The 14,796-nt window shown below is 73.0% G+C and carries 9 protein-coding genes, 5 pseudogenes and 1 riboswitch; of the genes and pseudogenes, 10 read left to right on the forward strand and 4 right to left on the reverse strand.

All coding sequences use genetic code 11. The annotated features are described in order from the left end of the window. The first annotated feature begins 53 nt into the window (after nucleotides 1-53). Together galT and galK are read left to right on the forward strand one after the other, a co-directional pair. A pseudogene (gene galT, locus DEJ15_RS00095) lies at nucleotides 54-1,152 on the forward strand (galactose-1-phosphate uridylyltransferase). After that, nucleotides 1,149-2,288 carry a galactokinase gene (galK, locus tag DEJ15_RS00100; RefSeq protein ID WP_110824148.1) on the forward strand — a complete coding sequence of 380 codons (1,140 nt, stop codon included), beginning with the start codon at nucleotides 1,149-1,151 and terminating at the stop codon, nucleotides 2,286-2,288. Before galT ends, galK begins: the two are co-directional and overlap by 4 nt. Nucleotides 2,289-2,589: 301 nt before the next feature. Here the strand turns inward: galK and DEJ15_RS00105 are convergent, their stop codons facing one another. Together DEJ15_RS00105 and glyA are read right to left on the reverse strand one after the other, a co-directional pair. Next, complete coding sequence (locus DEJ15_RS00105) at nucleotides 2,590-3,495, reverse strand: tetrahydrofolate dehydrogenase/cyclohydrolase catalytic domain-containing protein (protein ID WP_284175338.1); 906 nt, start codon at nucleotides 3,493-3,495, stop codon at nucleotides 2,590-2,592. Nucleotides 3,496-3,510: 15 nt separating this feature from the next. Further along, a pseudogene (gene glyA, locus DEJ15_RS00110) lies at nucleotides 3,511-4,804 on the reverse strand (serine hydroxymethyltransferase). Between the two features lie 67 nt (nucleotides 4,805-4,871). Beyond that, a riboswitch (ZMP/ZTP riboswitch) is annotated at nucleotides 4,872-4,957 on the reverse strand. A 38-nt stretch (nucleotides 4,958-4,995) separates the two neighbouring features. Here glyA and clpS point away from each other — a divergent pair. The 7 genes and pseudogenes from clpS to DEJ15_RS00140 form a co-directional block, all read left to right on the forward strand. Further along, nucleotides 4,996-5,271, forward strand: a pseudogene (clpS, locus tag DEJ15_RS00115) (ATP-dependent Clp protease adapter ClpS); the annotation flags it as partial. A 9-nt stretch (nucleotides 5,272-5,280) separates the two neighbouring features. Next, complete coding sequence (locus DEJ15_RS19175) at nucleotides 5,281-5,814, forward strand: DUF2017 family protein (RefSeq protein ID WP_502866178.1); 534 nt, start codon at nucleotides 5,281-5,283, stop codon at nucleotides 5,812-5,814. Nucleotides 5,815-5,884: 70 nt separating this feature from the next. After that, nucleotides 5,885-6,716, forward strand: a pseudogene (purU, locus tag DEJ15_RS00120) (formyltetrahydrofolate deformylase). 143 nt (nucleotides 6,717-6,859) lie between these two features. Further along, nucleotides 6,860-7,135 (forward strand): annotated as a pseudogene (locus tag DEJ15_RS00125) (YrdB family protein); the annotation flags it as partial. Further along, a complete protein-coding gene (nagA, locus tag DEJ15_RS00130; RefSeq protein WP_181419454.1) occupies nucleotides 7,132-8,295 on the forward strand; it encodes an N-acetylglucosamine-6-phosphate deacetylase in 1,164 nt (387 codons plus the stop codon). The pseudogene DEJ15_RS00125 and the gene nagA, both read left to right, overlap by 4 nt. A gap of 355 nt (nucleotides 8,296-8,650) precedes the next feature. Next, on the forward strand, nucleotides 8,651-9,082 hold the full coding sequence (locus DEJ15_RS00135) for a peroxiredoxin-like family protein (RefSeq protein WP_284175341.1): 432 nt from the start codon (nucleotides 8,651-8,653) through the stop codon (nucleotides 9,080-9,082). A 53-nt stretch (nucleotides 9,083-9,135) separates the two neighbouring features. Continuing rightward, nucleotides 9,136-10,110, forward strand: coding sequence for a GNAT family N-acetyltransferase (locus DEJ15_RS00140; RefSeq protein ID WP_110824155.1), 975 nt, complete (start codon nucleotides 9,136-9,138; stop codon nucleotides 10,108-10,110). 24 nt (nucleotides 10,111-10,134) lie between these two features. Here the strand turns inward: DEJ15_RS00140 and DEJ15_RS00145 are convergent, their stop codons facing one another. Continuing rightward, entirely contained in the window at nucleotides 10,135-10,707 is a 573-nt protein-coding gene (locus DEJ15_RS00145) for an alpha/beta hydrolase (RefSeq protein ID WP_284175343.1), read from the reverse strand. Nucleotides 10,708-11,002: 295 nt separating this feature from the next. After that, nucleotides 11,003-13,474, reverse strand: coding sequence for a GH92 family glycosyl hydrolase (locus tag DEJ15_RS00150; protein ID WP_220032656.1), 2,472 nt, complete (start codon nucleotides 13,472-13,474; stop codon nucleotides 11,003-11,005). A 148-nt stretch (nucleotides 13,475-13,622) separates the two neighbouring features. Here DEJ15_RS00150 and DEJ15_RS00155 point away from each other — a divergent pair, with 148 nt between their 5' ends. After that, nucleotides 13,623-14,792, forward strand: coding sequence for a MalY/PatB family protein (locus DEJ15_RS00155; RefSeq protein ID WP_110824157.1), 1,170 nt, complete (start codon nucleotides 13,623-13,625; stop codon nucleotides 14,790-14,792). Nucleotides 14,793-14,796: the final 4 nt, after the last annotated feature.

Genomic DNA, 14,796 nt, shown 5'->3' on the forward strand with positions numbered 1-14,796 from the left:
TCGTCTGCTTCCACTTGCTTTCGCAAGTCTTCGTACCGGAGTACAGTGATGCGGTGATCACGAAACGTGCGACGACGCTCGCGGACGGCCGCGACCTCTTCTACTTCGACGACGCGGACTCGACGCTCCCCGCCGAGCGGAGCATCGACCACCGCGTCCTCGACCCGCGGCCCGAGACCGCGCGGATGCGGCAGGACGTCCTGACCGGTGAGTGGGTCTCCATCGCGGCGAGTCGGCAGAACCGGGTGTTCCTGCCGCCGGCCGACCAGGACCCGCTCGCACCGCAGACCGCTGCGAACCCCTCCGAGATCCCGAGCCGGTACGACGTCGCGGTGTTCGAGAACCGGTCCCCGTCGTTCGGTCCGATGCTCGAGGCGGACGACGCTCCGGAGTCCCTCGAGTCCCTGTCCGATGTCGGTCTCGACCGTCAGCTCCGGAGCGTCGGCCGCTGCGAGGTCGTGTGCTTCTCCCCGGAGACGAGCGGCTCGTTCGCGTCGATCTCCGAGTCGCGGGCCCGGACGGTCGTCGAGGCCTGGGCCGACCGCACCGCGGCCCTCTCCGCCATGCCCGGTATCCAGCAGGTGTTCCCGTTCGAGAACCGGGGCGAGGCGATCGGCGTCACGCTCCACCACCCGCACGGGCAGATCTACGCGTACCCGTACGTCACGCCGCGCACGCAACGACTGCTCGCGTCGATCGAGCGCTTCGGGCCGGACCTGTTCGAGCAGCACCTCGCGAACGAGCGCGCGTCAGAGCGCGTGGTGCTGCAGGGCGAGCACTTCACCGCCTTCGTGCCGTTCGCCGCACGCTGGCCGATCGAGGTCCACATGCTGCCGCACCGCCACGTGCCGGACTTCGCCGGCCTGACCGAGGCCGAGAAGGACGAGCTCGCACACATGCACCTGCGGCTCACCCGCGGGCTCGACGCGCTGTACGACACCCCCCACGCCGTACATCGCCGCGTGGCACCAGGCGCCGGTGCACACCGCGCGCGACACCGTGCGGCTCATGCTGCAGATCACGTCCCCGCGTCGCGCGGCGGACAAGCTCAAGTTCCTGGCTGGCAGCGAGGCCGCCATGGGCGCCTGGATCGGGGACCTCGTGCCCGAGAAGGCGGCCGAGTTCATCCGAGGAGGGATCGAACGCGCATGACGTTCCAGCAGGTCTACGGGTACGAGCCGGCGGTGCGGTACTCCGCTCCCGGTCGCGTCAACCTCATCGGCGAGCACACCGACTACAACGACGGGTACGTGCTGCCCTTCGCGATCGACCGGCGCACGGTGGCGTCGATCGCCCAGCGCGAGGACCGGCTGATCCGGGTCGCATCGGCGTTCGAGCCGGACGCGGTGCACGAGCTCTCCCTCGACGAGCTGTCGCCCGAGAACATGGACGGCTGGTCGGCCTACGTGTTCGGCATCGCCTGGGCGCTCCGCGAGCAGGCCGGGGCCGACCTGTCCGACAGGACCGGCTTCGACGTGTTCATCGACTCGGACGTGCCCGTGGGCGCCGGCCTGTCGTCGAGCGCCGCGATCGAGTGCGGCGTCGCGCTGGCGTTCACCGACCTGTGGGAGCTCGGCCTCGACCGCAAGGTCCTCGCGAAGGTCGGGCAGTACTCCGAGAACCACGCCGTCGGTGCCCCGACCGGGATCATGGACCAGTCCGCGTCGCTCCTCGGCGAACAGGACGCGGTCGTGTTCCTCGACTGCCGCACGCTCGACACCGAGGTCGTCGACCTGGCGCTCGAGGCGAACGGCCTCGAGGTGCTCGTCATCGACACCCGCGTCGAGCACGCCCATGCGACCGGTGGCTACAAGGCCCGTCGGGACTCGTGCGAGCGCGGCGCCGAGGTGCTCGGCGTCCCCGCGCTCCGTGACGTGTCCGTCGAGGACCTCCCGCGCGCGCAGGAGCTCCTGGACGACGAGACCTTCCGCCGTGTCCGCCACATCGTCACCGAGGACCAGCGCGTCCTCGACACCGTGGAGACGCTCCGCGCGGACGGGCCCCGCGCGATCGGGTCCCTGCTGGTCGCGTCACACGAGTCGATGCGCGACGACTTCGAGATCTCGGTGCCGGAGCTCGACCTGGCCGTCGACACCGCGATGGCGAACGGTGCCGTCGGCGCCCGGATGACCGGTGGTGGCTTCGGCGGTTCGGCCATCGCGCTCGTCGACCGGGAGGCCCGTGAGCGCATCGCCGCGGCCGTCACCGCCGCCTTCGCCGACGCCGGGTACCGCGAGCCGACCGTGTTCACGGTGCACGCGGCGCAGGGCGCCCGGCGCGACGCGTAGCGGCGCGGCCGCGCGGCGCCCGGCGCGCGGAGCTGGCCGGGCGCGCTTCGCGCTGAGCGACAGTGCGCGGCCCGGCGGCCGCGCGGACTGTCGCTGACCGCGAAGGGCCATGCCGGCCGGCCGCGCCCGTCGGGCCGGCACCGGGCCTCCCGGCCGCCACGCTCCTGCGGACCGCGGCGTCACCTGTATCCACACAACGAGAACCGGCTCGCGCCACGGACGTCCGTGGCGCGAGCCGGTTCTCGTTGTGCAGGGCCGATCTGCGCCGACTGACGACGGCGGGCCTACCGCGTCCGCGCACCTACTTCAGGTGGCGCTCCGCGGCCTCGACGACGTTCTTCATGAGCATCGCGCGGGTCATCGGTCCGACCCCGCCCGGCGTCGGCGACAGGAAACCGGCGACCGACGCGACCGCGGGATCGACGTCGCCGCGGAGCTTCGCCTTCCCGGTCGCCGGGTCGACGATGCGACTGATGCCGACGTCGATGACCGCAGCACCGGGCTTGACCCAGTCCGGCTGCACGAGCCCGGCGACCCCGGCCGCGGCGACGATGATGTCGGCGCGGCGGCACTCGGCGGCGACGTCCTCGGTGAGCGAGTGCGTGAGGGTGGCGGTCGCCTCGAGCCGGGTGAGCAGCAGCCCGAGCGGACGACCGACCGTCAGCCCCTGCCCGATGATCGTGACGTGCTCGCCCCGGATCGGGACGCCGTACGCCTCGAGCATCGCGACGATGCCGCGCGGGGTGCACGGCAGCGGGGCGTCGATCGTGCCGGCGCCACCGGGGACGGCGAGCACGAGCTCACCGAGGTTCGTCGGGTGCAGGCCGTCGGCGTCCTTCGCCGGGTCCATGAGCTCGAGCATCGGGATCGGGTCGATGCCCTGCGGCAGCGGGAGCTGCACGATGAACGCGGTGACCCGCGGGTCGTCGTTCATCTGCAGGATCGCAGCCCGGATGTCGGCCGCACTCGCGGACGAGGGCAGGTCGATGCGGACCGAGTCGAGCCCGATCTGCGCCGAGTCCTTGTGCTTGCCGGCGACGTAGGAGACCGACCCGGGGTTCTCGCCGACCATGATCGTGCCGAGACCGGGACGGAAGCCGTGGTCGTGCAGGCGGTCGATGCGGACCTTCAGGTCGTCGAGCGTACGCGCGGCGAGGACGGTGCCGTCGATGCGGACGGCACTGCCCTCCCCCCGCCCAACGCTCACGAGGGAGCGCGGCGCTCACGCGTAGAGCGGGAACGCGTCGGTCAGGGCCTCCACCCGGGCCGAGAGCGCTTCGATGTCCGGGTTCGGCATGAGGGTCAGCGCGATGATGTCCGCCACCTCGGTGAACTCGGCGTCGCCGAACCCGCGGGTCGCGAGCGCCGAGGTGCCGATGCGGACACCCGAGGTGACCATCGGCGGACGCGGGTCGAACGGCACCGAGTTGCGGTTCACGGTGATGCCGACCTCGTGCAGCAGGTCTTCTGCCTGCTTGCCGTCGACCTCGGACTCGCGCAGGTCGACGAGCACCAGGTGCACGTCGGTGCCGCCGGTGAGGACGTCGATGCCCGCGGCCTTGGCGTCGTCCTGCGTCAGCCGCTCGGCCAGTGCCTTCGCACCGCGGAGCGTGCGCTCCTGGCGGTCCTTGAACTCGGGCGTCGCGGCGAGCAGGAACGCGGTGGCCTTGGCGGCGATCACGTGCATGAGCGGGCCGCCCTGCTGCCCCGGGAACACGGCCGAGTTGAGCTTCTTGAAGAGCGACTCCTCGTTGGACAGGATGATGCCCGAGCGGGGACCCGCGAGCGTCTTGTGCACGGTCGAGGAGACGACGTGGGCGTGCGGGAGGGGCGACGGGTGCAGGCCCGCGGCGACGAGCCCGGCGAAGTGCGCCATGTCCACCCAGAGCGTCGCACCGACCTCGTCGGCGATCTCGCGGAACTTCGCGAAGTCGAGCTGACGGGGGGTACGCCGACCACCCGGCGATGAGGACCTTCGGCTGGTGCTCGATCGCCTTCGCGCGGATGTCGTCGTAGTCGACCTCGAACGTCTCCGGGTCGACGCCGTAGGACACGGCGTTGTAGATGCGGCCGGAGAAGTTGAGCTTCATGCCGTGGGTCAGGTGGCCGCCGTGGGCGAGCTCGAGGCCCAGGATGGTGTCGCCGGCGGAGGCGATGGCGTGCAGGACCGCGGCGTTCGCGCTGGCGCCGGAATGCGGCTGCACGTTCGCGTACGCGGCACCGAAGAGGGCCTTCGCGCGGTCGATGGCGAGCTGCTCGGCGATGTCGACGAACTCGCAGCCGCCGTAGTAGCGCTTGCCCGGGTAGCCCTCGGCGTACTTGTTCGTGAGCACCGAGCCCTGCGACTCGAGGACGGCGCGGGGCACGAAGTTCTCGGACGCGATCATCTCGAGGGTGTCGCGCTGACGGCCGAGTTCCTGCTGGAGGACGGCCGCGATCTCCGGGTCGACCTCGGCGAGCGGGGCGTTGAAGGTGGTCCGGGCTGCGTCGGCGGACGCGGCGGCGGGGGGTGAGATCGGTGATGGACACGGGACTCCTCGTTGTCTGGCCGCCGCGCACACGCGTACGACGGGGTGGACGGGTGGGCGCGGCCCAGGCGTACGGCTGCGCTCCGTGTCAGGTGTCGCTCCCCGATGGTGACCCATCCAACGCCAGTCGCGACCGTTCGATCGTACCGAGGCCGCAGGTTCGTGTCACCCTTGTCCCCATGACCATGCTGAGTCCGGACCTCGACGAGCGCACGTCGGTGCGGGCCGACGTCCCGTGGACGACCGTGGTGTGGGACGACCCGGTGAACCTGATGTCGTACGTCACCTACGTCTTCGAGTCGTACTTCGGGTTCCCGCGGGCGAAGGCCGAGCGCCTCATGCACCAGGTCGACTCCGACGGTCGGGCGGTCGTCGCGACGGGGCACCGCGAGGAGATGGAGCGACACGTGGAGGCCATGCACGGGTACGGCCTGCAGGCGACCGTCGACCGGGCCCCCCGCCGCGTGATCCCCTTCGTCCGTCGCGCCGACGGCGTGCACCTCGGACTGGCCTCCGGCGAGCGCGCCGTGTTGACGTCCCTCGTGGAGCAGTTGCGCCAGGTCCTCGACCACGACCTGGCGACGGACCCGGTGGCGACGCGGATGTTCCCGGACGCCTACCCGGGGGGACGACGAGGCCAGCGCCGAGTTCCGCCGGTACACGCAGGACGACCTGCGCACCGCCAAGTCCGCCAACGCGGCCGTCGTGCACGAGTGGCTGACGGGCACCCGGGACGGAGCGCTCACCCGCGCCGACGAGCAGGCCTGGCTCCGGTCGCTGACCGACCTGCGGCTCACCATCGCGGACCGCCTGGGCATCGTGGACCGGGACACCGCGGACAACGGCCTGGACGGGGACGACGGCAGCATCGGCCTGCGGGACGTCTACGACTGGCTCGGGTACGTGCAGGAGCACCTGGTCGTCACGATCTCCTCCCGCTGACGGCCAGGAGGCCCGTTCCACCGCCGCCACGTGCCTCCCGTCCGGTCGCGCGCTGACGCGCGCACGCCCCCCGGTACCCTGATCCGGTGACGACCCCGACGCCCGAGACCCCCCACGCACTGGACCCTGACGCTGGTCTGCGACGACCAGCCCGGCATCGTGCACGCCGTCTCCGGAGCGGTCGTCGCGGCCGAGGGCAACATCACCGAGTCCCAGCAGTTCTCCAGCGCGGACACGGACACCTTCTTCATGCGCCTGCAGGTGATGGCACCGGTGGACCGCCAGACGTTCCAGGAGGCCCTCGCTCCCGTCGTCCAGCGCTACGGCATGCGCGTGCAGCTCGACATCGTCGGCCGGCCGATGCGGACGCTCGTCCTCGTGTCGAAGGCCGGCCACTGCCTCAACGACCTGCTGTACCGGCAGCGCGGCGGGCAGCTGCCGATCGACGTGCCGCTCGTGCTGTCGAACCACACCGACCTCGCCGAGCTGGCGTCGTTCTACTCGGTGCCGTTCGAGCACCGACCGGTGTCCGACGCCGGGTCGAAGGCCGCGATGGAGCGCCGGATCCTCGAGGCGGTCGAGGAGCACGACATCGAGCTCGTCGTCCTCGCCCGGTACATGCAGATCCTCTCCCCCCGAACTCTGCGCGGCGCTCGCCGGTCGTGCGGTGAACATCCACCACTCGTTCCTGCCCGGCTTCAAGGGCGCGAACCCGTACCGGCAGGCGCACGCCCGCGGGGTGAAGCTCATCGGCGCGACGGCGCACTTCGTCACGAGCGACCTCGACGAGGGCCCGATCATCGAGCAGAACGTCGTGCGGGTCGACCACACCAAGGAGCCCGCCGAGCTGGTGTCCATCGGTCAGGACGAGGAGTCCCGCACCCTGACCCAGGCCGTGCGCTGGATCGCCGAGGACCGCGTGCTCCTCGACGGCGCCCGCACGATCATCTTCAAGTAGGTCCGCCGATGCGCGACGCTCCCCCGCAGTCCGGTCGACCCTGGCGACGACCCCGTGCCCGCGCCGGCCCCCCACGCCGCATCCCCCCGGTGGACGTCTGGACCGTCCTCCGGTCCCTGGTGTGTGCCTTCGGCCTGCTGTCCCTGGCGTACTGGGGCTACCTGTCGTGGCCGTACCCGTTCCCGGCGGTGTTCTTCATCGTCGGCGCCCCGCTCTTCGCGGCCGTCGTCTGGTACCTCTTCCGGTCACCGCGCTCCCCGATCGAGACCGACGTGGTCGGGAAGACCGTCGTCGAGACCGCCCTCGTCGTCGCCGCCGGTGCCACCTGGATCTCGCTCGGCCACCCCGTCGTCGGGCTCGTGTTCGTCGTCGTCGCTGCGGTCAGCGGCGTGGTCGCGTTCCGGCGGGAGACCGCATGACCGACGCAGGCCGCGGGGACCGCGTGGAGGCCCGGACCACGCTGTTGCGCGCCGCCCGCCTGGTCGACGTGGCCGGGTCCGTCGAGGACGGATGGGTGCTCGTCGGCGGCGACACGATCCTCCAGGCCGGGTCCGGAGCCGCACCCGCGGCGGAGGAGGTCGTCGACCTCGACGACGCGGTCCTGACGCCCGGCTTCACGGACCTGCACGGGCACGGCGGCGCGACCGAGGCGTACGAGGACGAGTCCTTCACCCGTGCCCTCGCGGTGCACCGCTCGCACGGCACCACCCGGTCGGTCCTGTCGCTCGTCGCGAACCCCGTGCGCGCGTTGGTCGCGTCGCTGGCGCAGGTGCGTACCGTGATGGCGACGGACCCGCTCGTGCTCGGCGTCCACCTGGAGGGGCCGTTCCTCTCCCCGCACAACAAGGGCGCCCACAACGAGGACCACCTCATCGCGCCGACCCCGGCGGACGTCGACACCCTGCTCGAGGCCGGCGAGGGCGTCCTCCGGCAGATCACCATCGCGCCCGAGCTGCCGGGAGCGGTCGACGCCGTCCGCCGGTTCGTCGCCGCGGGCGTCACGGTCGCGGTCGGACACACCGTGGGGACGCTCGACCAGGCGCGTGCCGCCTTCGACGCCGGCGCCACCGTCCTGACGCACGCCTTCAACGCGATGCCTGGGCTACACCACCGTGCGCCGGGGCCGATCGGGGCGGCGGTGTCGGACGACCGGGTCACGCTCGAGCTGATCCTGGACGCGGTCCACGTGCACCCCCTCGTCGCCGCGACGCTGTTCCGCGCCGCCCCGGGTCGGGTCGCGCTCATCACCGACGCGATGGGTGCGGCGGGAGCGGCTGACGGCGACTACCGCCTCGGGTCCCTCGACGTCACCGTGACGGACGGGGTCGCGCGCGTCGCCGGGACGGACACCATCGCAGGGTCGACCCTGACGCAGGACGTCGCACTCCGGAACGCCGTGACCCTCGCCGGGCGGACGCTGCCCGAGGCCGTGGCGGCGCTCACGAGCACCCCGGCCGCGGCGATCGGGCTCGGGGACCGGCTCGGCCGACTCGCGCCGGGGTACGCGGCGGACCTCGTCGCGCTGTCGCCGACGCTCGAGGTGCGGCGGGTGTGGGGCGGCGGGCGCGAACTGCGCTGACGATCGGCGCTCCGGTCCGCGGACGTCTGTGACACTCCGTGACGGCATGCGGCGCCGGCCTCGACCCGGCTGCATAGGCTCCCTGCACCGGCGGACCCACCGCCGCCACCCGGAGGAGCACCGATGCCCGAGCAGTCCATCGCCGAACAGGTCGACACGTTCAACGAGGGCTTCATCGCCCAGATCGGCCCCGACCTGAGCGCGGTGTTCGACCGGGAGCAGGCGGCTCTCCGTGCAGCGGGTGTGCCGAGCACCGCCGCCGGCGTGGGCGACACCGTCCCCGACGCCGCGCTGCTGACGGCGACCGGCACCGACACGTCACTGGCCGCCGAGCTCGACGGCTCCCCCCGCCGTCGTGGTGTTCTACCGCGGCGCCTGGTGCCCGTACTGCAACCTGACGCTCCGCACGTACCAGCAGGACCTGCTGCCGGAACTCACCGCCCGCGGGGTCCGGCTCATCGCGATCTCACCGCAGACGCCCGAGGGCTCGGAGCAGGCGATCGCGAACGGCGAGCTGGCGTTCCCCGTCCTGTCGGACCCGGCAAATGCCCTGGCCGCGCAGCTCGGCATCGTCACCGAGCCGGACGGGCCCGCGCGGGAGGCGCACACGCAGCTCGGCTTCGACGTCGCCGACAGCAACGTCGACCACACGGCGCAGATCCCGTTCCCGTCGGTGTTCGTCGTCGACGGCGACCGGGTCGTCCGGTTCGCCGACGTGCACGTCGACTACACGACGCGCACCGAGGTGGCGGAGGTCCTCGACGCCGTCGACCGCGTCGCCGGGTAGCGGCTCGCCGGGTAGCGGGCGCTCGGACTTCGGGCCGCTCGTAGAGTGTGGCTATGGACCACTCCGACGTCGTGGACGCCCTCGGCACCTGGACACCGGACACGACGAAGGAGCGGGACCCTGCCTGGCGCGACGCGCTCGCGGGGTGGGTCGGACCGGCCCTCGACCTCGTCGGGGACGCCGCGTGGGGCGCGATGGTGCGGGACGCCGTCGGGCTGCCCGTGGCTGATCCCCTCGCTTGGGCCAACCGGCGGATCGACCTGCCGGGTGGCGGGTGGGCCGTCGCCGGCATCCGGTTCCGCGGGCGCGACGTCGAGAAACCCTTCGTCGACGTCATCGCGACGACGGCGACGCCGGACGGAGCGGGCCTCGACGACATCGCCGTCCTCATGGACCACTACGCCGCGTTCGCACCCCGGTGCCTGCGGGTCCACCTGCCGGGCGACGTCTCGACGCCCGGCGCCGCTGCTGCCACCCCGCGTGGTGCCACGCTGCGCGCAGACCTGCTGGTCGTCGCCGGCGGGGTCGACGAGATCACCGCGCAGCCGCCGACCCGTCGGTACGAGGACGTGACGCTCGTCCGGACGAGCCCCGAGGACGCCGCCGGACTGGTCGCCTCGGTCTACCGGGAACGCATCGCCGACCAGCCGACCTCCGCCGACTGGGCGACACCGGCCGACGCGGAGTCCCTTGCCGAAGCGGACGAGCAGGGCCTCCTGTTCGAGGTCGTCGTGGCGGGCACGGTGGCTGGCGTGGTCGCCGCCGAGCGGGACGACTCGTACGGGCTGACCGGGTTCAGCGTGCAGGAGATCGTGCTCGACGCCGGTCACCGGGGTCGAGGTCTCGGCACGGCGACCGGGCAGCACCTGGCTCGCGCGCTCCCGGCCAGCCCGACGGACGTCCTCTGGGGCCACATCCACCCCGGCAACCGTGCGTCCCTGGCGAACGCCCGGTCCATGGGTCGGCAGGTCGTGTCCTCGCTCGTCTGGGTCACGCCGTCCGGTGCGAGCGGCATGCCCGAGCGCTGAGCCCAGGAGCTGGTCCGGCCGCCCTCAGCGGTCGGCCGGCCCCGCCGTCCCGCGGATCCACGACGCGATCATCGCCGTGGCCGTCGAGAACTCCGTCAGCGCCGGACGGTTCAGGAAGGCATGGCGGGTACCCGGCAGGACGTGGTGTGCCACGTCGACACCGGCGGCACCGAGCTCCGCCGCGAAGAGGTCTCCCGAGGCCGCCATGTTGTCGTGCTCGGCGTTGATGAACAGCGCCCGCGGGAACCCCCCGACGTCGTGGCCGCCGGGGAAGGCGAAGCGGTCCGACAGCCCACCGCCCCGACCGACGTAGTTGCGGTTCATCACGTCCAACGCCCACGGCGCGTGGGTGATCCGCCGGTGCCGACGCGAGCGCCGCCGCGCGTCGTGGTGTCGGGGGTGGACCGGGTGGAAGAACCCGTAGGCGAACACCGCTCCGGCCGGCGGGGAGGACCCGTCGTCGAGTGCGCGGAGCGTCGTGGCGGCCGCCAGGCACGCTCCGGCACTCGCGCCGCCGAGGACCACGCCGTCCGGGGACCGGGCGGCGACCGTCCGGTACGCCTGCAGCACGTCGTCGAGGGGCAGCGGGAACCGCACCCGGGGGACGCCCCGCCCGCTGCCGGACCCATGCCAGGCCGGGGACCGGCGCCAGGCGGTGGTCCACCGTGGCCACCGGGACGCCGAGCCGGGCCAGTTCCTGCGCGACCGCGTGCGCCTCGGGCTGGTCGAGCCCGCCCCGGAAGAACCCGCCGCCGTGGAGCCAGAGGAGCGTCGGGGTGTCCGCGGTCCGGGCGGGGGGACGCCTCGTACCACCGGATCGGGACGGCGTGGTCGGACTGCCCGGTGGTGCCGCTGGCCGCAGGCCCCCCGGCGTGCGTCAGCTGGCGCCGCCTCACCGGTCGCGCGGCCGGTCGCGCTCCGCGGTCGCCCACGTCGTGTCGGCGGAGTCACCGACACGGAGCGACAGCGTGCCGCCCCGGTTGACGAACGATGCCGGCACCCACGACTTCGTGAGGGTCTTCCCGTCGAGCCGCGCGCCCTGCACGTACTGCTCCGTCCCCGAGGACCGGATCACGATCCGCTGCCCGCTCGACCGCCGGATGTCGACGGTGCTGAACGTCGGGCTCCCGATGAGCATCTCGGCCCGGCCGGGCGTCTGCGGGAACAGACCGATGGAGGCGAAGACGTACCAGGCGCTCATCGTGCCGAGGTCGTCGTTGCCCGGCAGGCCGCTCGGCCCGGTGCGGTAGGCGTCGTCGACGACGCGGCGCACGGTCTCCTGCGTCTTCCAGGGCTGCCCGAGCGCGTTGTACATCCACGGCGTGTGGATGTCGGGCTCGTTGGTCGGGTCGAACCGCGTCGCGTCGCCACCGGTCACGGCCCAGTTGCCCGAGGCGTCGTGGAAGAACGCGTCGAGCCGGGCGACCGCGGCGGCGTCCCCACCGAGGGCGGACGACAGCCCGCTGACGTCCTGCGGCACGAGCCACGTGTACTGCGCGCTCGTCCCCTGCGCGAAACCGGTGCCGGTCGACGGCGACCACCCGGGCGTCCACGACCCGTCGGCCTGGCGCGCGGCCTGGTACCCGACGGCCCCGTTGAACGTGTTCTCCCAGTACTTGCCCCGGGCGGCGAACATCCGGGCGTCGGAGCGCAGCCCGAGCGACGACGCCCAGTACCCGAGGGCGCTGTCGGAGATGGAGTCCTCGAGCGTCTCGGCCGCGCCGCCCCAGCACGAGCAGTCGTCGTTCGCGGCGTAGTGCCGCTGCAGGTACTCGTCGAGCGCGGGCCGCTGCGCCAGGCACTGGCCCGGGCACCCGATGTCGCTCTCGGCGTCGGCGTTCTCGACGGTCGCCTGCTTGCGGAGCGAGGCGTAGGCCGCACGGACGTCGAAGTTGCGGACGCCCATGGCGTACCAGGTGGCGAGGGTCGCGGCCGAGGGGTCGCCGGTCATCACGTGGGTCGGTGCGCCGAGGTGCAGCCACCGGTCCCACACGCCGCCGTTCTGCTCGGCGAACCGCAGCATCGACTGCGCCATGTCCCCGGCGACGTCCGGCCGCAACAGCGCGAGCAGCTGGATCTGCGCCCGGTACTGGTCCCATCCGGAGTACGTGCCGTAGACGGCGCGGTGTCCGCGGTCGATCTGGTGCACCCGCATGTCCGGCCCGAGGTACCGTCCGTCGCGGTCGTTCAGCGTGTTCGGCTGCATGAGTGCGTGGTACACGGCCGTGTACAGCTGCGTGGTGCGGTCCGCGGTGCCGCCGCCGACCCGGATGCGCGAGAGTTCGCGGTTCCAGGAGGCACGGGTGTCGGCCGCCACGCTGGCGACGGTGGCGTGCTTCCGCACCTCGGCGTCACGGTTCGCGACGGCGCCGGCGGCGCTGACGTACGAGATGCCGATCTTCGCGTGCACGGTGGCACCCCGGCGCGCGTCGAACCCGACCCACGCGCCGGAGCCGCGTCCGGCCCGGTCGGCGCCGGTGAGGTACCCCTCCCCGCCGGAGGCGCGCGTGCCTCCCGGCTGGACGGCACCGTCCTTCCAGGTGCCGGTGCTCGTGAACGGCTTGTCGAAGGTGGCCGTGAAGAACAGGCGGTAGTAGCTGCGCCGGTCGGGGTTCGTCGCGCCGCCGCCGTTCGCGCGGCGGCTGCAGAAGCCGCCGGTCAGGACGCTGCCGCTGACTGTGCGGGTGCGGGCGTCGACACGGGTGTCGGCGGCCTCGCTGCCGTTGATCGAGTTCGACGTGCGGAAGAGCAGGTTGGCGTCCTGCCCGGCCGGGAACGTGAACTCGCCGATGCCGGCGCGGGTGGTCACGGCGAGGTCGGTGCTGACGCCGTTGTCGAGCGTGACCCCGTAGCGGCCGGGGCTGGCGTGCTCCTGGTCGTGCGAGTACCCGGCGGCGTAGACGGCGTCGGTCGAGTCCGCGGAGGGCGAGGTCGTGACGGGCGTCGTGACCGGCATGATCGGCACGTCGCCCGCGGCACCCGGAGCGCAGCCGGCGCCGTTGAGGTGCGTGAGGCTGAACCCGCGCAGCCGGTTGACGTCGTACGAGTAGCCGTTCGCGACCGGGGTGGAGGTCTGGTCGCCCTTCGTGCCCGTCGGGCTCCACTGGAGCATGCCGAACGGTGCGGTGGCTCCGGGCCAGGTGTTGCCGTCGTGGTTGGTCCCGATGAACGGGTCGACAGACGCCGCCGGGTCGGCTCCGTGCCGGGAGGCCGTGGTCACGCCCGCCCCGGACGCTGCGGTCCCCGGGCTGGCTGCGGCCGGGGCGACCACCGCCCCGGTGCCGAGCAGTGCGGCGATCGTGGCAACCGCGGCGAGCGGGACCGGACGGAGGAGCGGGCGACGGTGCGCGCGGGAACGGGTCACGGTCGTGACGCTAGCCCCCCTCGGACGGGGGGACGGCACCACCGTCACCGGGAGGTCGGCGGCTGTTCACGTGGTGGTCGCCTCGAGCCGTCCGAGCCCGGGACCGGTCACCCTGGTCGCCGGACCCAGGTGCTGCGAGGATGACGACATGAGCGTCATGGTCTCCGTGTTCGATGCCCGCCGGACCCGCACGAGCGAGAAGTACACCGCGTTCGGCCCCGAGGTGCTGCCGATGTTCGTCGCCGAGATGGACTGCGCCCTCGCCGAACCCGTGCGGGACGCCCTGGTCCGGGCGGTCACCGACGGCGACACCGGGTACGTCGGGCATCACCGGGTGCTGCCCGAGGCCTTCTCCGACTTCGCCGCCGACCGGTGGGGCTGGTCGGTGGACCCCGACCTCGTCCGGACCACCACCGACGTCTCGGTCGCGGCGGTCGAGGTCCTCCGCCGGGTGATCGAGCCCGGGGACCAGGTCGTCATCATGCCGCCCGTGTACGCGCCCTTCTGGGAGTACGTCGGCGAAGCCGGCGGGTCCGTCACCGAGGTGCCGCTCCTCGCCCCCGAGGGCCCGGCCGACCCGTTCGACACGACGGCCGGCTGGCGGATGGACCTGGACGGCGTGCGGCAGGCCTTCGCGGACGGCGCCCGGACCGTGCTGCTGTGCAACCCGCACAACCCGCTCGGGCTCGTGCACGACCGGGAGTCCCTGGCGGCACTCGCCCGGCTCGCCGCCGAGTGGGACGCCGTGGTGGTGTCCGACGAGATCCACGCCCCGCTCGTGCACGCAGACGCCGTCTTCACGCCGTTCCTCGACTCGTGCCCGGAGGCCGCGGCCCTCGGGGTCGCCTTGACGAGCGCGAGCAAGGCGTTCAACCTCGCCGGCACGAAGTGCGCCCTCATGGTCGGCGCGTCGGACCGTGCCCGCGGGTGGTTCGACGGACTGCCGGGCGAGGTCGTCGAGCGCACCGGGATCCTCGGGTACACCGCGAGCGTCGCCGCGTTCACGGAGGGCGGCCCGTGGCTGGCGTCCCTGCTCGCCGAGCTGGCGGCGAACCGCCGGGTCCTCGCGGAGGAGCTCGGCGCCGCGCTGCCCGGCGCGGGGTACCGGCAGCCGCAGGCCTCCTACCTGGCCTGGCTCGACCTGCGGGCCCTGCCGTGGGGCGACGACCCCGCGCCGCTCCTGGTGGACCGGGCGCAGGTGGCGCTGTCGAACGGGCGGGACTTCGGGCGGCAGGGCATCGGGCACGTCCGGCTCAACTTCGGCTGCTCGGAGGAGACCCTGCGCGAGGGGCTCGCGCGCCTGGCCGCCGCCCGCTGACCTC

The sequence above is a fragment of the Curtobacterium sp. MCJR17_043 genome (assembly GCF_003224315.2).
GTDB lineage: Bacteria > Actinomycetota > Actinomycetes > Actinomycetales > Microbacteriaceae > Curtobacterium.

What these genes read in the sequence shown, in the direction of transcription:
- galK (WP_110824148.1), top strand. Translation starts at nt 1,149, where the DNA reads ATGACGTTCCAGCAGGTCTACGGGTACGAGCCGGCGGTGCGGTACTCC.
- DEJ15_RS00140 (WP_110824155.1), top strand. Translation starts at nt 9,136, where the DNA reads ATGGACCACTCCGACGTCGTGGACGCCCTCGGCACCTGGACACCGGAC.
- nagA (WP_181419454.1), top strand. Translation starts at nt 7,132, where the DNA reads ATGACCGACGCAGGCCGCGGGGACCGCGTGGAGGCCCGGACCACGCTG.
- DEJ15_RS00155 (WP_110824157.1), top strand. Translation starts at nt 13,623, where the DNA reads ATGAGCGTCATGGTCTCCGTGTTCGATGCCCGCCGGACCCGCACGAGC.